This window comes from Arcticibacterium sp. GJ41-1, assembly GCF_055808875.1.
The window spans coordinates 3,247,670-3,267,678 of the sequence record NZ_CM147888.1 but is presented as its reverse complement, the minus strand read 5'-3'; the positions used below and the strand labels follow the sequence as shown (position 1 = coordinate 3,267,678).

The following is a 20,009-nucleotide window of genomic DNA, read 5'->3' as shown; positions in this document are numbered from 1 at the left end:
GCAATGGAAACGGTTATAGCAAGCAAAAAAGCCAATCAAGTGGTGTTTTCTGAAACACTAGAAGCATTGGCGGAGCATGATAAGGATATTTTAATAGTTACTAGCGACTCAAGAGGTTCTGGTAAGTTGGTGCCTTTTGCTCAAAAGTATCCAGACCAAGTAGTTGAAGTAGGTATTGCAGAGCAAAACTTAGTAGGTGTAGCTGCAGGTTTAGCAAGTATGGGCAAAAAAGCCTTTGCTGTTTCGCCATCTTGTTTTTTGACCGCAAGGAGTCTTGAGCAAATCAAAAACGACGTTTGCTATTCCGATAATCCGGTAAAACTGGTGGGTATAAGTGCAGGAGTAAGTTATGGAGCTTTGGGAACCACCCATCATAGTTTACATGATTTTGCGGTGCTTAGGGCTATAAATAATATTACCATTGTGGCTCCTGCGGATAATTTAGAAGCCGAAGCTTTGGTAAGAAAAGCAGTGGAGATGGATTCGCCTATTTACTTGCGATTTGGCAAGAAAAACATGCCAGAAAACCTCAAAGATGATGTTCTGGGTAATGCGAATGAGTTTGAAATTGGTAAAGGAAGAGTGCTTAGAGAAGGTGCAGATTTGACATTTATAGCAAATGGAGAAACAGTTTTGCCTTGTAAAGCTGCCGCTCAAATTCTAAGTGAAAAGCATGGTATAAGCTGTAAAGTGGTGAGTATGCATACCATTAAACCTTTGGATGCCGAATTAATTTTTGAAATAGCCGAAGCCGGTCAACCTATCATCACCGCAGAAGAGCATTCCATAAATGGTGGACTGGGAGAATCTGTAGCCTCTTTACTCATGCAAAATGGGTTCTCTAATCCATTTAAAATTGTAGGATTGCCAGATGACCATACGGTTTCAGGTTCTCAGGTAGAGATTTTTGACCATTACGGTATTTCGGCAAAAGGATTGACAGAAACAGCCCTAGATTTAATAAAAAAGTGATTTAACCCTATTGAAATTATGAGAAAATACCTTTTGTTAGCCTTCTTTTCTATGTTCTTAAGTACCCTTTTTGGGCAATCTTTAGAGAAGAACAGAGTGATAATTTTGACCGACATAGAAGCCGACCCAGATGACTCGCAGTCATTGATTCGCCTCTTTTTATATGCCAATCAAATTGATTTAAAAGGTATTGTGGCCACTACATCTTGTTGGCAAACTAAAAACATCCATCCTGAGTCTATTCATAAGCTTATTGATGCCTACGCCAAAGTTCAGCCAAATCTTCTAAAGCATGAGGCTGGCTATCCAAGTGCAGATTTTATGAGAGGCTTGGTGAAAGATGGTTTACCAAAATACGGTATGGAGGGAGTAGGAGAAGGTATGGACTCAGAAGGTTCAGACTTGATTATAAAAATTTTAGAAGAAGATGACGACCGTCCCCTTTGGATATCTACATGGGGAGGCGTAAATACTTTAGCCCAGTCTTTACATAAAATCGAAAAAACTAAAAGTGCGAAAGAAGCTAAAAGACTGATTTCGAAAATCAGAGTCTATACCATATCAGACCAAGACGATAGCGGAATTTGGATTAGAAATAACTTTCCAGATGTATTTTACATCGTAAGTCCAGGAGATAATTATGGAGATGCGACTTGGACGGGTATCAATACTTTTGTAAAAGGAATTGACAACTCAGAAATCAGTAATGAATGGATTGCGGAGAATATACAACAAAACCACGGTCCTTTAGGGGCTGAGTACCCTGATGTAGCTTGGGGAGTAGAAGGCGATACGCCAGCATTTCTTTCTTTAATTCCAAATGGTCTTAATAATGCAGAACGTCCAGAATGGGGAGCATGGGGTGGGCGTTATGAACTTTACAAGCCTGATTTTTCAAAAACAAAAGAAGGAGGTTCTATAGTTACTATTTCGCCAGAAACTAGACCAATATGGACTAACGCGAATGATGCTTTTACTCCTTATGTAGCTAAAGAATACGGACGTGCTGTAAAGCCAGATACCATAGCTTTTGATAATTATAAAGCTACTTTATGGCGTTGGAGAGACGAGTTCCAAAATGATTTTGCTGCCAGATTAGATTGGACTTTTATGTCTTATGAAGAAGCAAATCACCCTCCAGTTCCTGTTTTAATGCACCCTGAAAGATTTACAGTCAATTCTGGGCAAATGATTAACTTAGATGCTTATGACAGCACAGACCCTGATGGTGATAACTTGAGCTTTCTTTGGTTTCATTATCCTGAGGCTGGTTCATATAAGAAATTAGTGAAAACTGGTGGAGCGGAAAATATTCACAAATTTAGTGTACTAGCTCCAGATGTAGATAAAGAAGAAACTTTGCATTTTATATTGAAATTGACAGATAAGGGAGAACCTGCTTTGTCTAGATATAAGAGAATTATTGTGACTGTATTGCCCAAATAACCCTTGGGCTTTAATTTCTCTTTTGTGAGAGAAAACCTATTGAAATATGAAAATAAAAACACTCTTAATGGCATTACTATGTGCCATGATGCTGGCAGCTTGTCGGGGAGATAAGGAAGCTGAAAAGCCTAAAATTGCTGTGGTTATTTCTACCTTAAATAATCCTTGGTTTGTGGTTTTAGCTGAAGCTGCAGCAAAAAACGCTACGGAATTAGGCTATGAAGCTAAGATTTTTGATTCGCAGAATAATCCTTCTACAGAGTCGGATAATTTTGAAAATTTAATTTCATCAGGTTTTGACGCCATCCTTTTTAATCCAACCGATGCGGATGGCTCGATTGTCAATATCTTAAAAGCGAAAACAGCTGGTATTCCAGTTTTCTGCATGGATAGAGAGGTAAATTCAGACGATGCTGCTACCTGTCAAATACTGTCCGATAACTATTCTGGCTGTGTAGATGTGGGAATTGAGTTTGTGAAAGCTTTGAACGAGAAAGGTACTTATGTGGAAATATTAGGCTTGGTAGGTGATAATAATACGTGGGCTCGTTCGGGTGGTTTTCATTCGGTGGTTGATAAATTTCCGGGTTTGAAAATGGTGGCCCAACAGACAGCCGACTTTGATAGAAATAAAGCCATGGAGGTTTTAGAAACCGTGATGCAAGCTAATCCAGACATTGATGCTGTTTTCTGTGGGAATGACGCTATGGCCTTAGGTGCTTATCAAGCTCTACTTTCAGCAGGAAAAGCGGATAAAGTTAAGGTTTTCGGTTTTGATGGAGCGGGAGAGGTGATTGAGAAAATAAAAGAAGGAAAAATAGTGGCTACGGGCTTACAGCATCCCTTAGTGATGGCAGAGACTGCCGCCAAATTTGCGGATGAGTTTATAAAAGGAAGAACAGTTTTTCCGCAAAGAGTACCCGTGGAAGTTAACCTAATAAATGCATCAAACGCTGCTCAATTTTAAGGTATGAATAAGAATATCAAATACGGCATAGGTTTAGTGCTGCTCCTTTTTCTTGCATATAACTCGGTTTACTTCACCGATTTAGACAAGATGAAAAGTGAAGACGCCGACACCATAGATTTCAACGCAAAGGCTACTCAGCTTTACGAGGGCATCATTGCTGAAAACACAGCAACAGATTTAAATACCTTGAAGGAGGCTTTAAGTACGCAGTCTGATTCTGCTTTTGCAAATTACGGTAACCGTCTTGGAATTGGCGAATCGGCCTATTTTATGGTCAATGTGGCCGGAAAAGTGCAAAGTATCAATGATGGGGAGATTTTGATTCAGACAGAAGCAGGAGAGTCTATTACAGTGCAAACCAAATTCATTTTTGGAAATGCTATTAGGGATGCCTCTGGCTTGGTGGCTTTGACAGATTATAAAACCAATGCCGATTTTAATAAGCTTTCGGAGGCTCTAAATACAATTATTAGAGAAGAGAAATTGCCAAAGGCTGTTCAAAAAATTAACGTAGGCGAGGTTATTAAAGTAGAAGGAGCATTGAAGTTGACCAAAGGTCAGCCACTAAATACACAATTAGAAATATTACCAGTTTTGATAGAGAAATAGATGTTAAAAGCTATAAACATATCGAAACAATTTCCTGGTGTAAAAGCCCTTGACAATGTCTGTTTAGACTTTCATGAAGGTAAGGTAAATGCCATTTTAGGAGAGAATGGAGCGGGTAAGTCAACCCTATTGAAAATACTTTCTGGCGTTTATACGCAGTTTGAAGGTGATATTCAGTTGAAAGGCGACTCTGTTAGGTTTGGAAGCGTAAGAGAAGCTCAAGACGCTGGTATTGCCATCATTCATCAAGAATTAAACCTGATTCCGCATTTAAGTATTACGGAGAATCTCTTTTTAGGAAGAGAAATTAGCAACGATTTTGGCATTCTGAATTCAAGTAAAATGAATGAGGAGACCAAAGCCGTTTTGAAAAGGCTTGATTTAGATGTTTCTCCAAACACACTTGTCAATAAACTTAAAATTGGCGAACAGCAATTGGTAGAAATAGCTAAAGCTTTACTCACTAATGCCGAGTATATTTTCATGGATGAGCCTACTTCGGCTCTGAGCGATAGAGAAATTGAAAACCTGCACAGGATAATTGGTAACCTTAAAAAAGAGAACAAAACCATCGTTTATATTTCTCATAAGATGGACGAGCTCTTCAGAATAGCTGATTACTTCACGGTACTGCGAGATGGCTGTACCATAAGTGCGGGTGAAATGGCGTCTTCTACAGAAGAGCAGCTTGTGCGTGACATGGTGGGGCGTGATGTCAATATTGTGGCAAAAGAGAATATTATCAGTTCGGAAGAGGTGATAATGAAGCTAGAAAGTCTCTTTCTAAAGCACCCAACACTAAAAGGGCAATATCTGCTTTCCGATGTTTCTTTTGAGCTTCGCAAAGGAGAAATACTTGGTTTTTTTGGGCTAATGGGTGCAGGGCGTACAGAGTTACTAGAAACTATTTTTGGTTTGAACGCAGGAAAAAGCACTTATACTTTAAGCGTAGATGGTGCTAATACGGTGGTCAAATCGCCCAAAGATGCCATCGCAAAGGGTATTGCTTTTGTGACGGAAGACAGAAAAAAGGAGGGCCTAGTTTTAGGAATGGACATTTCTGAAAACATTAGTTTGACCCAATTGGCTGGCTTTGATTTATTAAACGCCGTTTCGGAAAGTGGTATAGCAAAGCGTTTCATTAAAAGTCTTAAAATTAAGACACCTTCAGAAAAAGAGAAATGTCAAAATCTAAGCGGCGGAAACCAGCAAAAAGTGGTTTTAGCCAAATGGATGGTAACAAATCCTAAGATTTTATTTTTAGATGAACCTACCAGAGGTATTGATATCAATGCTAAAAAAGAGATTTACGATTTAATAAAAGAGATGGCAAAAACGGGCTTAAGCGTTGTTTTAGTCTCCTCAGAAATTCCCGAAATATTGACCCTTTCAGATAGAATATTAGTGATGGCGGATGGCAAAATCAATGCAGCGTTTTCTGCAAGTGAAGCCACCGAAGACCTACTTCTTAAAGCTGCTATATGAACAAAGAACTATTAAAAAAATCACAATCGCTTATAGGACTATTCATCCTTTGTTTGGTGATAAGCATCCTTTCAGATAAGTTTTTAACAGGTACAAACCTCTGGAATGTACTTCGTCAAATATCTGTAAATGTCTGTATATCTGTAGGTATGACGCTCGTTATACTCATGGCAGGTATTGATTTATCGGTCGGTTCCATCTTGGCATTTTCTTCTGTGATATGTGCTGGCTTGTTGAAATATGGCGTAGCCCTAGAGCCTTTTGGCGTGCATATGGGTTTTACCGTTTTAGGAGCAGTTTTGGCTGCCTTGGTAGTAGGAACGGTCTTTGGACTCCTTAACGGATGGTTTATAACCAAGTTTTCCGTACCTCCATTTGTGGCTACACTTGCCATGCTAACCATAGCCAGAGGAGCTACCATGCTTTACTCTAAAGGCATCCCGATTTCTAATTTGGGTCCTAGTTTTGAGTTTATCGGTTCAGGTTGGCTTTTAGGCATTCCAGTACCCGTTTGGATTTCTGTGATTGTGGTGGTGTTAATGATTTTCATTACAAAAAAGACAAGTTTCGGAAGACATATTTATGCCATAGGTGGAAATGAAAAAGCAGCTTTCCTTTCAGGAATCAATGTCAATTCAGTTAAACTTAAAGTATATGGTTTAGCGGGTACTATGGCGGCCATTGGAGGTATTTTGGTTACTTCAAGGTTAAACTCGGCACAGCCAAACGCCGGTATGAGTTATGAACTAGATTCTATTGCGGCGGTAGTAATAGGAGGTACATCACTTTCTGGTGGCGTAGGTTCCGTAACTGGAACAGTCATTGGTGCTATCATTATTGGTGTTTTGAATAATGGATTGGTCTTATTAAACGTGTCTCCTTTTTGGCAACAAGTGGTGAAAGGTTTAGTGATACTGCTAGCCGTAATCATTGATAACGCTAATAAGAAGAAGGATTAATTACTAAAAGAAAATCCGTGTAAATCCGTGCTGGAACATCTGTGTGATCCGTGTTCTATAAGCGAGTTAAAAGAAAAAAGAAATTAAGAAAATGAAATACGTCCTAGCTATAGACCAAGGAACCAGCAGCACCAAAAGCATCATTTTTGATGAAAATTCGGAGCTGATAGCCAAAGGTTTTGCTGAATTAGAAACACGCTATTTTGGAGAAGGTTTTGTGGAACAAACGCCAGATGCCATTTTTCAAAATGTGCTTGATTCGGTGGGCGATTGTCTAGCTAATTTCAAAAATCAAGGATTAGAGGTTACAGATATACTTTCGGCAGGTATAAGTAATCAAAGAGAAACTTTTGTACTGTGGGATAAAGCTGGAAAGGCTTTGAGTCCTGCGGTGGTTTGGTCTTGTAAACGTTCGGTTCAAATTTGTCAGGAATTAATTGAAAAAGGTCAAGAAGACCTCATTAAAGAGAAAACGGGTTTAATTATTGACCCATATTTTTCTGCCACAAAACTACTTTGGTTACTAAAAGATGATGAAAAGCTAAAGGCCAGGGTAGAAGCAGGTGAAGTCTATTTTGGTACGGTAGACTGTTGGTTGCTCTATAAAATGACCGATGGAGCATCCTTTAAAACAGATTACACCAACGCTTCCAGAACACTACTTTATAATATCCATGACCTAACATGGGATAACGAAATCTTAAAACTCTGGGGATTAGAAAATCTTAAGCTGCCAGAAGTATGTGCATCTTCATCTGATTTTGGAAATTGGTGTCTCACATTGGATACGGATGACACGGATTCTGCGAAGCACGGATTAGCACAGATTAAATCTGCGTCTCATAAAATTAAGCTACCAATCACGGCTATGATTGGCGACTCTCACGCAGCCGCATTCGGTGAAGGTTGTTTTGAAAAAGGTACGGCAAAAGCTACTTTAGGAACAGGATGTTCTATCATGATGAACATTGGCGATAAACCCGTGAAATCTGCCTACGGTATGCTTACGACCATTTGTTGGAGTACAGAAAACAAGGTTCAATATGCCTTAGAAGGTGCTATTGTGGCTTGTGGTTCTTCCATAGAGTGGCTTAAAAACGAGTTGAATTTATTTGACTGTGTAGCTGAAACAGAGGCCATGGCAAAAGCCTTGGAAGATAATGGTGGCGTGTATCTTATTCCTGCTTTTAGCGGTTTAGGAGCACCTCATTGGCAAATGGACAGAAAAGCTTCCATTCATGGAATGACCTTTGGCTCATCTAAAAATCATATTGTGAGAGCGGCTTTGGAGAGTATTCCATATCAAATAAAAGATGTGGTGGCTGCCATGGAGGAAGATATTCAAGCCAAATTGAAGTTTCTTGCGGTAAATGGTGGTTTAACTAAAAACCAGTTTGTACTAAACTTCTTGACCGATTTACTTGGTATTCCTTTAGAGATTCAAAAAATAGCCGACATTTCAGCCTTGGGTGCTGCATATCTTTCAGGATTGAAAAGCGGCGTTTATAAAGATATTGAGCAGCTTAAAGACTTCTGTGAAAAGAGTAAGAATAGGGTGGAACCTGATTTAGGAAACGGTCTGGTGAAAACTTCTTATCAAAAATGGCAAGAGTTGATTAAATCTTAGTTTTACGCAGTTGAGAAGGGTTATATCCCATCTTTTGCTTAAAAATTCTGGAGAAGTAGGACTCTGATTCAAAACCAGAATTATAAGCTATTTCAGAAAGGGTCAGGCTAGAGTCCAAAATCTGTTGCTCTGCCTTTCTGATTTTTAGCATCAATTGATATTGGTTTGGTGATGTGCCTGTTAGTTCCTTAAAGTTCTTTCTAAACCAGATGTAACTCACATTTCGTTTAGCTGCTAGTTCCTGTAAATCAATGTTCTGATTCCACTTTTCGTGAATTTCTTCTAGTATTTCTTCTATCAGGTTTTCCTTTTTAGACTTCTTTTCTTTGGTCATTAAGGCAGATGCATAAACTATTCCGAGCAACTGAATCAATAGAAAAGAAGAGAATTTCCTGTAAGAATCATCCTTACTTTCGGTAGCCGCTCTTAGCTTAGAGATGGTGTCAGTAAACTCTGTATTGAAACCAATTTTTATAATCGGATTTTGTGGACTAAAGCACTCTTGTTGAAGCAAGTAATTGACATAATTTCCTGAAAAACCTATCCAGTATTCTTCCCAACCCGTATTCACATTGGGTTTGTAGCGGTGCCACACACCAGGATAAAGCAAAATAACCGTTCCTGCCGATATTTCTTGTGGCTTTAATCCATTAGCCTCAAAGTAGCCACTTCCGTTAGGAATGTATAGCATTTGATACTCTTCCAAACTTCGCCCTTTTTCCCATTCAAAATAGTAAGAGTCAGGGTGCTTTAAATCAGGATAATGAACATTTTTAGGATGGACATGGTGGCCCATGTTTAAAATACTAATGCCTAATTCACTTTCAGTGTCGTTTGAGCTGGTATCAAAGTATTTTCTAAATGCTTGCATATCAAAAAGTATAAGACATTTATCAAAATAGATAATATTTCTATCTCAAAAGTACTATTACTTTGTATTATACCTAGTTTTACGATATAAGTTCTTCTGTGAAATTTATCAAAATGATAAATAATGCACGTTTTCAACCCGAAATAATATGAAAAATTTAGTTCTAGGCCTTTTAGTGTTCTGCTACATCTTAGTGGGCTGTAACCAAAATACCACCATTAGTAACCTGAAAACGGAGTATCAAACCACTCCTTTAGGTATGGATATCAAAAAGCCACGTTTTAGCTGGCAAATGGAGGTGGTTAATAATGCAAAAGGACTACACCAAGAGGCTTATCAAATAATAGTTACCAACGAAAAAGGAAATACGGTTTGGGATACAGAAAAAGTAGATTCTGACATTTCTTATGGCATTGCCTATGCCGGAAGCCCTTTAGAGCCTACCACCAAGTATGATTGGCAATTAACCGTCTGGAATAATAAAGGAGAAGAAATTAGTAGTTTCTCATGGTTTGAAACGGGCTTGATGAATCCTGACATTTCGGCTTGGGATGGAGCCAAATGGATAGGCGGTGGCGATGAAGATTTAGTTTTTTATCCGCACTATTTATCGGTTTTTAAGTTTGAGTATGATATTCAGCTGGATGCTGAAAGTAAATCTACCAAAGCCGCTTTTCTTTTTGGAGGAAATGATAGTAGATTGACCAATGCTAATTTGAACCTGATGGGCATGGCAAATGCCAAAAACGAATCCTATGTTGCTTTTGAGTTAGATATTTCTGACTTAGAAAAGTCATCTAGAGGAACGGCGAAATTGAATATTTATAGAGCTGGTTATACCAAAACAGATTCTACCAATATACCGCTTAAGACTTTAGAAATTCCGCGAAAACTTATCAATCAATCCAATAAATACGCAAAACACACCATTTCTGCGGAGTGTAACTTTGGCCTGTTTGTGATTTACCTTGACGGGAATAATAAGGAGAATATTTTAGGAGAAAAAGATGGGCCAGCCACTTCTATATATGATTTTGCTGGTATTAATCTTAATCCACTAGGTAGCGGGAATAATTACATCAGCTTCCCGATGTTGGCAGATATTGGCTTTAAAGTTGACGAAGGCCAAAAAGCTACTTTTTCAGAGGTAGAGGTGAAAAATTTTAGACTGCCGTCCAATACCCTTTTTAAAGAAAACTTGTCAACCAAAGAAAGCATTTTTAAAAGTGAGAATATCACCATAGAAAATGGCAACTATGTGGTTAATGGAGGTGAAGTTATTTTGGCGGACCCAGGTCAAAATGGAGCTCCTATGCTCAGAACAGGCTTTGATTTAGAAAAAAAGGAAATCGCCAAAGCAAGACTTTACGTGACAGCGAGAGGTATTTATGAAATGTACCTAAACGGTCAAAAAGTAAGCAATGACTATTTTAACCCAGGACTTACGCAGTACAACAAAACCCAAATGTATCAAACCTATGACTTGACACAGAAATTAAATTCTGGTCAAACAAACGTCTTAGGAGCATGGCTTAGTGAAGGTTGGTGGTCGGGAAATATTACTTATTCTGGTGAAAACTGGAATTACTTTGGCGACCGCCAATCTTTATTATCTAAACTAGTGGTGACTTACAAAGATGGCACGCAGCAAACGGTAGTTTCTAGTCCAGAATCTTGGCAGTTTTTTAATGAAGGCCCTGTAGTCTATGGTTCATTTTTCCAAGGAGAGGTTTATGATGCTACTAAAGAAACGGCTGTGGAAGGTTGGTCTACTGGTGAATATGATAGTTCAAACTGGAAAGCTGCTGTAGAAGTACCTTTAGATGGAACAGCTTACCAAGAAGATTTTGCTGACTTTTTTGGGAACCAATACAGCTTAAATTATGACAATCAGCAGTTGGTAGGGCAATTAGGAGATAATGCCAGCATAGTGAAAATGATGCCGGCTATAAGTGTGGAAGAGGTAAGGCCAAAAGTCTTTGTTTATGACATGGGTCAAAATATGGTGGGTTTTCCTCAAATAAACATGAAAGGCGGCACGGAAGGGCAGGTAGTTGCTATGCGATATTCGGAGGTAAAGTATCCAGATTTAAAAGAATATGAAGGAAACGAGGGTATGGTGATGATGGAAAACATCAGAGCAGCCTTAACACAAGATAAATACATACTAAAAGGAGGTAACGAAACCATTCAGCCTAGGTTTACTTTTCATGGCTATCGTTATCTTGAAATTACGGGTATAGATGCTGCCATTCCTGTAGCTGATGTAAAAGGCATGGTGATTAGTTCGGTAGATGAGCTGGCATCGTCTTATTCTACTTCAAATGAAAAAGTCAATAAGCTTTGGGAAAACATAACATGGTCTTTAAGAAGTAATTTCTTGTCAATTCCTACTGATACCCCTGCCAGAAACGAAAGAATGGGTTGGAGTGGCGACATCTCAGTATTTGCTAAAACAGCAACCTACCTTACAAATGCTGATTTGTTTTTAAGAAGACACTTGTTAAATATGCGTGATGTGCAGTTCGAGACAGGTCGTTTTACGGATGTAGCTCCTATGGGAGGTGGCTTTGGCGGAACACTTTGGGGAAGTGCTGGTATTGTGGTGGCATGGGAAACTTATCGTCAATATGGCGATATAGAGCTTTTGAAAGAGCATTATCCTGCCATGAAAAAGTACCTTGCTTTCTTAGAAACCAAAATCAACAGTCAAGGTATTTTAAATGAAGGGCCATTAGGAGATTGGCTAAGCCCAGAAGGAAACAAAAACGATAATACACTCTTTTGGATGTCATATTATGCCTATGATTTAGATATAGTGGCTAAAATGGCAAAGGCTTTAGGTCAAAACAAAGAGGCAGAGAAATATCAAAATAGAAGTGCACAAATTAAAGCCAAGTTTAACGAGGTTTATGTAGATGCAGAAACGCACAGAACAATTAGGTCAGGTGTAAAAACCATGTTTATAGGCCCGCCAAACGAAGCAGAGAAAGTTGGTAAGTTGGCTAAAGGTGATTTGATTGACACGCAAGCTTCTTACGCCATTCCTTTGGCTTTGGGTACTTTTAATGAAGCCAATAAGCCCTTCGCTGTTCAGTATTTGACGGAGTCTATTCAAAGAAAAAACATGGACGACCAAGGAAGGGAACTTCCTGAGTATTCGTTAATGACAGGTTTTATAGGTACGGCATCCATCATGGAAGCTTTGGCAGAAAACGAGAAAGACAAAGAAGCCTACGCATTGCTTCAGCAGGAGTCATATCCATCATGGTTATATTCTGTGGTAAATGGAGCCACTTCTATTTGGGAAAGATTAAACTCTTATACGGTAGAAGATGGTTTTGGCGGAAATAACAGCATGAACTCCTTTAATCATTACTCTTTTGGTTCGGTGGCAGCTTGGATGTATAATTACTCTTTAGGGATTCAGCGTGACCCAGAGGTGCCAGGCTTTAAAAGTTTTGTGCTGAAACCAACGCCAGACCCTAGTGGAAAAATGACTCATGCCAGTGGACACTATGATTCCGTTTATGGGAGAATTAAAAGTGCATGGGAGTTAGCCGACGGCAAATGGTATTACAAAGCCACTGTGCCACCAAACACTACCGCAAAACTATATTTACCAGCTAATACGGCAGAATTAATAACAGAGAGCGGACAAAATATTAGTAATCATACCAAAGAAGGTAAGTACATAGTAATTCCTTTGGAATCAGGAGACTACGCTTTTGAGATTACACAACATTAAGAAATAATAATACACGATATAAACCTGAAAATTCAATGTCAAAATTTAAACACGTCTCCTATTTATGGGACGAAGCAGAAGCCTCAAAAATTGAAAATGAGGTAGATTTATTCATTTACCGTTCTAACCTGCTTGGTGCAGACTTACGATTGACCAACTATGGCGGTGGCAATACCTCTGTTAAAGTAGTTGATAAAGACCCTTTAACTGGAGAAGATGTAGAGGTAATGTGGATTAAAGGCTCTGGTGGCGACATCGGAACCTTGAAAAAATCTGGCTGTGCTGCTTTGTACATGGAGCGTTTAAGAAATCTAGAAAACGTTTATAAAGGTATTGAGCAGGAAGACGAAATGGTGGCATTGTTTAATCATTGCATCTTCGATTTAGACTCAAAAGCCCCCTCTATTGATACACCTTTGCATGGCTTTTTGCCATTCAAACATATTGACCATTTGCATCCAGATGCGGCTATTGCTATTGCGGCAGCTAAAGATGGAGCAAAAATTACCGAAGAGCTTTTTGATGGTGAAATAGGATGGGTAGGCTGGCAAAGACCAGGTTTTGACTTAGGCCTTCAGCTGAGAGAGTGTTTAGAGACAGCTTTGGCAAAAGGAAAAGTATTGAAAGGAATCATGTTGGGTTCGCATGGTTTATTCACTTGGGGCGAAACGTCTTACGATAGTTATATCAACACTTTAGAAGTAGTAGAGAAATGTGCGGAGTACCTAGCCTCTAATTACGGAAAAGAAAGGCCAGTTTTTGGCGGTCAAAAAATAGAGAGTTTGGATGCGGTTTCTCGTAAAAATCAAGCAGCTGCAATAGCTCCAGTTTTACGTGGTTTTTGTTCAGAAAAGAATCCGATGCTTGGTCACTTTACAGATGTGCCTAATGTGTTGGAGTTTATAAATTCAAATGATTTGGAGCGACTGGCTCCAATGGGAACCTCGTGCCCAGACCACTTTTTGAGAACCAAAATATCTCCATTAGTGCTAGAGTTGGCTCCTGATGAAGACTTATCAGATTTGGCGGCTCTAAAAGCCAAATTGTTACCAGCTTTTGAGGCATACAGAAAAATGTATGCAGACTACTATGATACCTGCAAACATGATAATTCGCCAGCCATGCGAGATGCAAATCCGGTGGTGATTTTATATCCTGGTGTTGGAATGTTTACGTTTTCAAAAGACAAAAATACAGCAAGACTAGCGTCTGAATATTACATCAATGCGGTGAACGTGATGAAGGGAGCAGAAGCGGTTTCTGAGTATACCTCTTTACCTCGTCAAGAAGCTTTCGATATCGAGTATTGGTTATTGGAAGAAGCCAAGCTTCAAAGGAGACCTAAGCCAAAAGCATTGACAGGAAAAGTGGCTTTGGTAACGGGTTCTGGTGGAGGAATAGGAAAGGCTATCGCCCGAAAATTTGCTTCGGAAGGTGCTTGCGTGGTTATCTCTGATATTGATGAAGGTAGAATCAAGGATACTGTAGAACAGTTTATCAATGAGTTTGGTAAAGATGCTGTGGCAAGTACACTTTTAGATGTAACCAGCGAAGCCAGCAGTGACTTGGCATTAGATGCTACCGCTTTAGCTTTTGGTGGGGTTGATATTGTAGTTAATAATGCAGGAATAAGCATTTCAAAACCGATAGCAGAACATACGATAGCCGAATGGGACAGGCTATATGATATTTTAGTAAAGGGGCAGTTTATAGTTTCTAAAGCAGCTGTAGAAGTTTTAAGAAAGCAAGACATTGGTGGCGACATCGTGAATATTGTTTCTAAAAATGCGGTAGTGGCTGGGCCAAATAATGCAGGATATGGTTCTGCCAAAGCGGCTCAGGCTCATTTGACTAGATTATTAGCAGCGGAACTGGGACCTGATAAAATCAGAGTTAATACAGTTAACCCTGACGCAGTAATTTCAGACTCAAACATCTGGAAAGGTGGCTGGGGCGAAGGCAGAGCAAAAGCGTACGGAATCACCGTAGAAGAATTGCCAGCTTTCTATGCAAAAAGGACATTATTAAACGAGATTATTTTACCAGAAGATATAGCAAACGCCTGTTACATAGTAGTAGGAGGGATGCTAAATAAAAGCACCGGAAATTCCATCAATGTAGATGGCGGTGTGGCAATGGGTTTTTATAGATAATTAATAATAATCCTTATATCAGCCTTCGCTGTTTGAGCAAAGCAAAAATTAGAGTTTGTACATTTTAGACTTCTTGAATTTTTGATTTGGGAGTTACGAAGGGTGCTTGCTTTTTGGGTACTTTTTTCAGTAAAAAAGTATCGCCCGCCTGGCAAAGGCAGCGTAGAATTTGATTGAAGGGCAAAGGAAATTTATATCTAAAAAGATGAAATTAAATAAAGAAATAATAGGCAACCATAATGCTGATTTACTCAGCAAACACGAAGCAAAACTTCAGTTTACTGCCTCAGAGGTGGCAAATGCCGAAGCAATCATTGAAAAACTAATGGCGTTTCAAATCGCTATACCATCATGGGCACTTGGCACCGGTGGAACCCGATTTGGAAGATTTCCGGGAGGAGGGGAGCCACGCTCATTGGAAGAAAAAATTGAAGATGTAGGTTTATTACACAAACTAAATCAGTCGTCAGGAGCCATTTCACTGCATATTCCATGGGATATTCCAGAGAATTATCAGTCTATCAAAACATTGGCAGGAGAGCATGGTTTGGCATTTGATGCCGTAAACTCAAACACCTTTCAAGACCAAGCAGACCAAAAACATAGTTACAAATTTGGCTCGCTTCAGAATGTCAACAAGGCTATCAGAAAACAAGCGGTAGACCATAATATTGAAGTGATAAAACATGGTGTAGGATTAGGCTCAAAATCATTAACGGTTTGGCTTTCAGATGGTTCTTGTTTTCCCGGTCAACTGAACTTTAGAAAGGCTTATCAAAATACCCTAGAAAGTTTACAAGAGATATACGCCGCACTTCCGTCAGATTGGAAACTGTTTTTGGAGTATAAGTCTTACGAACCAAACTTCTATTCTACCACAGTGGCAGACTGGGGACAGTCGCTGTCTTATGTGCAGAAACTAGGTGATAAAGCCTCTACCTTGGTAGACTTAGGGCATCATTTACCAAATGCCAATATAGAGCAGATAGTTGGTTTACTATTGATGGAAGGCAAATTAGGCGGATTCCACTTTAACGACTCAAAATACGGAGACGATGATTTAACCGCAGGCTGTGTGAAGCCATATCAGCTGTTCTTGATTTTCAATGAATTGGTAGAAGGCATGGACGCTAGAGGTATGAATCATGCTAAAGATTTGGGTTGGATGATAGATGCATCACATAATGTAAAAGACCCATTAGAGGACTTGTTACAATCTGTAGAGGCGATTATGTTGGCTTATGCCCAAGCACTTTCGGTAGATAGAAAAGCATTAGAAAAAGCACAAGAAGAAAACGATGTAACAAAAGCCCAAGAGATTCTTCAAAACGCTTACAGAACAGATTTAAGAGCCTTGGTGGCGGAAGCAAGATTAAGAACCAACGGAGCTTTAAATCCAGTGGAGCTATTCAGAGCCACGGGTGTAAGAAATGAACTCATAAAAGAACGTGGAGCTGTTACGGTAGCCACAGGTCTTTAGTAGCTATTCGGTTTAAGGTTTAAAATCGGTCATTGATTAATTTCGGTGGCCGTTTTTTTATGATATTTCAAGGGGGTTTATTTTAAACAGAATAAGAGACTCTAGTTTCTTAGAATAAAATCTAGAGCGACACATAAGCTACAATATGCCGCTCCTAAAACATTAACCTTTCATTTCCTGCATTAAGTCAGAGAGCACATCTACCCACTTTTCGGTTAGTTCGCGGTTTGGCGTGGTATCCCAACTTTTTACTATGCCACTTCCTCCTAAATATATGCCATCTTTTCTGGTGATAAAGTAGGCTCCATCAGTTGCTAATTTATAGTTTACTTCGGTTTGTGGGACTAAGCAAGATAGTTGACCCGAAATAGGGTAAAGTTCATCGTCGTTAAAAATTGCTTTAGCACCTAGGCCCATGCAGTTTACCACTACTTTTTCTGATAAAGCATCTATATCTTCTAATGATTTTATGTCTTTTATCTCTAGTTTTCCGCCTCTAATAAGAAAGTTATTAAGGTGGAAATTTAAATAACTAGGAATATTGAAAATCATATTACTTCTTCTTCTTACGTAGTCCGCTTTAAAAGGGTGATCTTTTTGAGCCAATGTTTTCCACTCAGGGTTTAAGCCATCTAAATGAAACATTTCATGTCCGCCGCCAGTATTTGAGCCGTTAGGCTTTTGTTTTCTTACCACATATTCGTCTCCCCAGTCTATGATGTCGTTAAGGCCTAAGCTCATTTGCATTCTCTTAAACGAGAATTTACAAGCATCTTCCCAATTTGCTTTTATTTCAGGTGTAGCTTTCTCTGCTGAGCATACTCTGGAAGATGGAGACCAAGTTCCTGTAGCTAAGTTAGAGGTCACGTTTGGTGGTACGTCTTTGGCATATATGGTGACTTCGTAACCACTTTCTTGAAGGAGCGTGGCGGTGGCTATTCCTACCGTTCCGCAGCCTAAAAGAGCTACTTTTTTCTCATTCGTGGTTTTGACCAAATTACGGGCTTGATTTCCAGTTCCCCATGAAAGCGACCAACCACTTCCACCATGGCCATAGTTATGCACTATAATCTTATTGTTTAGCATTTCTTTTTCTACCCTTGGGCCCGATTCTCTAAATGGTCTTAGCCCAACGGTTTCTTTAATTATCCTGTCTTTTGATAATTTCAGTTTCGGAATGGTCTGATACCCTTTATTGATATAGAAGTTCTTGTCACCATAAAATTTTGGTCCTGTCACACAAGATGTCAAACCTTGGTTTCCTACCACTAAACCTGCCAACCCTGCTTTAAGAAAAAATGCTCTTCTCTTCATGCCTTTTATTTGCTTTTTTAATTACTGAATGCATGAAATTACCGTCAAATAGTAGTTATTCAAAAGGATATTTTACTAAGTTTGAGATGTAAAGCATTATAGTTTATAAAATTACAAAATAATGAAATTTAATATTGTTAAAGTGAAAAAGTACGGTATTTCTCTGTTGTTTTTGTCTTTCTTGGCAAATCAAGTTTCGGGGCAGTTGGCTATTTTAAAAGGACCAGAATGGTCTATTATTTCAAAGACTGCGGAGTTGCCTAAAGGCTCCTCTCTTTTTTATACTAGCGGTTTGACAGCCTCAGCACTTTCAGATTCTTTAGAAGACGGTAATTATGAAAAGTATGGAAATACAGAGGTGCAGTCTTTAAGTATTTTAGAAAAAATCAAAGTTACTTTAGAAGAAGAAGGCTTGAAGCTCTCTGATGTTTTTGCCATGAAAGTTTTTGTTTCGGCAGATTCTAAAACAGGCGAGTATGATTTTAAGGGATGGAATAATGCGTACAAGCAGTATTTCGGAACAGATGATAATCCTTCAAAACCAGTTAGAGCCACGGTTGGTGTGGCTACGCTTGTTAATCCTCATAAGTTTATTGAAATAGAGGTTATAGCCGCTAAGATTTAAAACTGTGCAAATTCTTCTAAAATAGGTGAATGGCTCTTTGCTAAGAAGACCTTCAATGACTAGCTTTGCAGCCAATAAAACTGCCCATGCTAGCTCATCTTTTAATAAAAAATTACGCACTCATTGAGCATCTGGAAATTTCTCCAGATGCCCAGCTGAACATTGTCACAGGAGAGACAGGTGCAGGTAAATCCATCATGCTCGGAGCCTTAGGCTTGTTGATGGGTAACCGAGCCGACGGAAAGGCTCTTTATAATCAAGAAAAAAAATGCTTTATAGAAGGTACCTTCAATATTGGTTCTTATCAATTAGAAGAACTCTTTGAAAAGGCAGATTTAGATTATGAAAACCCTTGCTTGATTAGGAGAGAAATAGCCCCTTCGGGTAAATCTAGAGCCTTTATCAATGACACTCCGGTAACCCTAGATGTTTTAAAGAAGCTTAGCGAACGTCTTTTAGATGTTCATTCTCAGCATGATTCTATTCTTTTAGGAGAGTCAGATTATCAATTAGATTTATTAGATGCCTTTGCCGAAAACGAGGCTCTGATAAAAAGCTACAAGGCAGATTATAAAGCTTACCGAGCTGCCAAAAAATCTTTAGATTATTTGTCACAGGAGGCTATTGAACTCAAAAAGGAGTTTGATTATAATAGTTTCTTGTTAGAAGAGCTAGCTGACGCCAATTTAAAGGAAGAAGAGCAAGATACGGCTCAAGAGCAATTAGATGTTTTAGAAAACGCGGAAGAGGTTAAGCTGAAACTTAATCAAGTGAGCACGCTTTTAAATCATCCAGAGCAGTCGCTTATTTCTGCTTTACAAGATGCTGCTGTACAGTTAAACCCAATAGTTAGGTATTCACAAGTTTATGAAGACTTAAAGAAGCGTCTTCAAAGTGTGCAGGTGGAGCTGGCTGATATAGCCGAGGAAGTAGAAAAGTATGAAGAAGATGTAGAGCATGACCCAGAGGCTATAGATAAGCTTAAGGGAAGGTTAGACTTAATTTTCAGGCTGCAGCAAAAACATGGTGTCAAGAGTATTTCAGAGCTGATTGAGATTAGAGAGTCATTAAGCTTAAAGGTGGAAGACGTTCTTAATTTTGATGATAAACTAAAAGTGCTGACGCAAAACTTAGAAAAGGCTGAAGCCAAAGTGCTTAAAACAGGTCAATCTTTATCTAAAAAGAGACTATCCCTAATTCCTGCTTTACAAAAAAGGGTAGTGGCTTTACTAAAAGAGTTAGGCATTCCTAATGCCGATTTCAAAATAGAAAATGAGGAACAACCTATAGACAAGAATGGTATCAACAAAGTCCAGTTTCTGTTTTCAGGAAATAAGGGTTTTGACCTGCAAGGTCTTAGAAAGGTAGCTTCTGGCGGAGAGTTCTCTAGATTAATGCTGTCGCTCAAATATATTTTGGCAGAAAAGACGGCTATGCCTACCATCATTTTTGATGAGATTGACACTGGTATCTCTGGGGAAGTAGCTATTAAAATGGGTGTGATGATGCGTCAAATGAGTCAAAACATGCAGGTAATGGCAATCACGCATTTACATCAAATAGCAGGCAAAGGAACTTCTCACTTTTTTGTGTACAAAAACGACACTGCTGCTAGAACAGTCAGTAGTATTAAGAAATTAGAAGAAAACGAGCGTATTCTAGAAATAGCTAAAATGATAGGAGGAGATAATCCTTCTGATAGCTCAATTCAGAGTGCTCTTGAATTATTACAATCATAAATTATACTCGA

At 39.0% G+C, this 20,009-nt stretch carries 14 protein-coding genes; 12 read left to right on the top strand and 2 right to left on the bottom strand.

Annotated features, from left to right (window positions below; genetic code table 11):
- Positions 1 to 3: 3 nt before the first annotated feature.
- From AC0L6O_RS13565 to AC0L6O_RS13535, 7 genes are all read left to right on the top strand, one after another.
- Positions 4 to 972 carry a transketolase family protein gene (locus tag AC0L6O_RS13565; protein ID WP_473303067.1) on the top strand — a complete coding sequence of 323 codons (969 nt, stop codon included), beginning with the start codon at positions 4 to 6 and terminating at the stop codon, positions 970 to 972.
- Positions 973 to 990: 18 nt separating this feature from the next.
- A complete protein-coding gene (locus AC0L6O_RS13560) occupies positions 991 to 2,418 on the top strand; it encodes a DUF1593 domain-containing protein (protein WP_473303065.1) in 1,428 nt (475 codons plus the stop codon).
- Between the two features lie 46 nt (positions 2,419 to 2,464).
- A complete protein-coding gene (locus AC0L6O_RS13555; protein WP_473303064.1) occupies positions 2,465 to 3,385 on the top strand; it encodes a substrate-binding domain-containing protein in 921 nt (306 codons plus the stop codon).
- A gap of 3 nt (positions 3,386 to 3,388) precedes the next feature.
- Complete coding sequence (locus tag AC0L6O_RS13550; RefSeq protein ID WP_473303062.1) at positions 3,389 to 3,997, top strand: DUF2291 family protein; 609 nt, start codon at positions 3,389 to 3,391, stop codon at positions 3,995 to 3,997.
- Entirely contained in the window at positions 3,998 to 5,482 is a 1,485-nt protein-coding gene (locus tag AC0L6O_RS13545; RefSeq protein WP_473303060.1) for a sugar ABC transporter ATP-binding protein, read from the top strand.
- Complete coding sequence (locus tag AC0L6O_RS13540) at positions 5,479 to 6,441, top strand: ABC transporter permease (RefSeq protein WP_473303058.1); 963 nt, start codon at positions 5,479 to 5,481, stop codon at positions 6,439 to 6,441. The genes AC0L6O_RS13545 and AC0L6O_RS13540 overlap by 4 nt, the downstream gene beginning before the upstream one ends.
- A gap of 91 nt (positions 6,442 to 6,532) precedes the next feature.
- A complete protein-coding gene (locus AC0L6O_RS13535; RefSeq protein WP_473303057.1) occupies positions 6,533 to 8,068 on the top strand; it encodes an FGGY family carbohydrate kinase in 1,536 nt (511 codons plus the stop codon).
- Here AC0L6O_RS13535 and AC0L6O_RS13530 read toward each other — a convergent pair.
- The gene (locus AC0L6O_RS13530) at positions 8,058 to 8,939 is read right to left on the bottom strand and encodes an AraC family transcriptional regulator (RefSeq protein WP_473303055.1); all 882 of its coding nucleotides are present in this window, start codon (positions 8,937 to 8,939) and stop codon (positions 8,058 to 8,060) included. The two genes, AC0L6O_RS13535 and AC0L6O_RS13530, sit on opposite strands and share 11 nt — an antisense overlap.
- 148 nt (positions 8,940 to 9,087) lie before the next feature.
- On the opposite strand from AC0L6O_RS13530, the gene AC0L6O_RS13525 reads away from it, so the two are divergent.
- From AC0L6O_RS13525 to AC0L6O_RS13515, 3 genes are all read left to right on the top strand, one after another.
- Positions 9,088 to 12,687 (top strand): family 78 glycoside hydrolase catalytic domain, encoded by a 3,600-nt coding sequence (locus AC0L6O_RS13525; RefSeq protein ID WP_473303053.1) that lies wholly within the window; start codon positions 9,088 to 9,090, stop codon positions 12,685 to 12,687.
- A gap of 35 nt (positions 12,688 to 12,722) precedes the next feature.
- A complete protein-coding gene (locus AC0L6O_RS13520) occupies positions 12,723 to 14,840 on the top strand; it encodes a bifunctional aldolase/short-chain dehydrogenase (protein WP_473303051.1) in 2,118 nt (705 codons plus the stop codon).
- Between the two features lie 205 nt (positions 14,841 to 15,045).
- Positions 15,046 to 16,320: a sugar isomerase gene (locus AC0L6O_RS13515; RefSeq protein ID WP_473303050.1), complete on the top strand. Its 1,275-nt coding sequence runs from the start codon at positions 15,046 to 15,048 to the stop codon at positions 16,318 to 16,320.
- A gap of 162 nt (positions 16,321 to 16,482) precedes the next feature.
- On the opposite strand, the gene AC0L6O_RS13510 is transcribed toward AC0L6O_RS13515, so the two are convergent.
- The gene (locus AC0L6O_RS13510) at positions 16,483 to 17,634 is read right to left on the bottom strand and encodes an FAD-dependent oxidoreductase (protein WP_473303048.1); all 1,152 of its coding nucleotides are present in this window, start codon (positions 17,632 to 17,634) and stop codon (positions 16,483 to 16,485) included.
- A gap of 121 nt (positions 17,635 to 17,755) precedes the next feature.
- Between AC0L6O_RS13510 and AC0L6O_RS13505 the strand changes: the two genes are divergently transcribed.
- Positions 17,756 to 18,259: a Rid family hydrolase gene (locus AC0L6O_RS13505; protein WP_473303046.1), complete on the top strand. Its 504-nt coding sequence runs from the start codon at positions 17,756 to 17,758 to the stop codon at positions 18,257 to 18,259.
- 86 nt (positions 18,260 to 18,345) lie between these two features.
- Complete coding sequence (gene recN / locus AC0L6O_RS13500) at positions 18,346 to 19,998, top strand: DNA repair protein RecN (RefSeq protein WP_473303045.1); 1,653 nt, start codon at positions 18,346 to 18,348, stop codon at positions 19,996 to 19,998.
- The last annotated feature ends 11 nt before the right edge of the window (positions 19,999 to 20,009 follow it).

Excerpts from the sequence above, each read along its gene's own strand:
- recN (WP_473303045.1), top strand. The coding sequence starts at position 18,346 with ATGCTAGCTCATCTTTTAATAAAAAATTACGCACTCATTGAGCATCTG.
- AC0L6O_RS13530 (WP_473303055.1), bottom strand. The coding sequence starts at position 8,939 with ATGCAAGCATTTAGAAAATACTTTGATACCAGCTCAAACGACACTGAA.
- AC0L6O_RS13540 (WP_473303058.1), top strand. The coding sequence starts at position 5,479 with ATGAACAAAGAACTATTAAAAAAATCACAATCGCTTATAGGACTATTC.
- AC0L6O_RS13510 (WP_473303048.1), bottom strand. The coding sequence starts at position 17,634 with ATGAAGAGAAGAGCATTTTTTCTTAAAGCAGGGTTGGCAGGTTTAGTG.
- AC0L6O_RS13525 (WP_473303053.1), top strand. The coding sequence starts at position 9,088 with ATGAAAAATTTAGTTCTAGGCCTTTTAGTGTTCTGCTACATCTTAGTG.
- AC0L6O_RS13505 (WP_473303046.1), top strand. The coding sequence starts at position 17,756 with ATGAAATTTAATATTGTTAAAGTGAAAAAGTACGGTATTTCTCTGTTG.
- AC0L6O_RS13520 (WP_473303051.1), top strand. The coding sequence starts at position 12,723 with ATGTCAAAATTTAAACACGTCTCCTATTTATGGGACGAAGCAGAAGCC.
- AC0L6O_RS13555 (WP_473303064.1), top strand. The coding sequence starts at position 2,465 with ATGAAAATAAAAACACTCTTAATGGCATTACTATGTGCCATGATGCTG.
- AC0L6O_RS13550 (WP_473303062.1), top strand. The coding sequence starts at position 3,389 with ATGAATAAGAATATCAAATACGGCATAGGTTTAGTGCTGCTCCTTTTT.
- AC0L6O_RS13560 (WP_473303065.1), top strand. The coding sequence starts at position 991 with ATGAGAAAATACCTTTTGTTAGCCTTCTTTTCTATGTTCTTAAGTACC.
- AC0L6O_RS13535 (WP_473303057.1), top strand. The coding sequence starts at position 6,533 with ATGAAATACGTCCTAGCTATAGACCAAGGAACCAGCAGCACCAAAAGC.
- AC0L6O_RS13515 (WP_473303050.1), top strand. The coding sequence starts at position 15,046 with ATGAAATTAAATAAAGAAATAATAGGCAACCATAATGCTGATTTACTC.
- AC0L6O_RS13545 (WP_473303060.1), top strand. The coding sequence starts at position 3,998 with ATGTTAAAAGCTATAAACATATCGAAACAATTTCCTGGTGTAAAAGCC.
- AC0L6O_RS13565 (WP_473303067.1), top strand. The coding sequence starts at position 4 with ATGGAAACGGTTATAGCAAGCAAAAAAGCCAATCAAGTGGTGTTTTCT.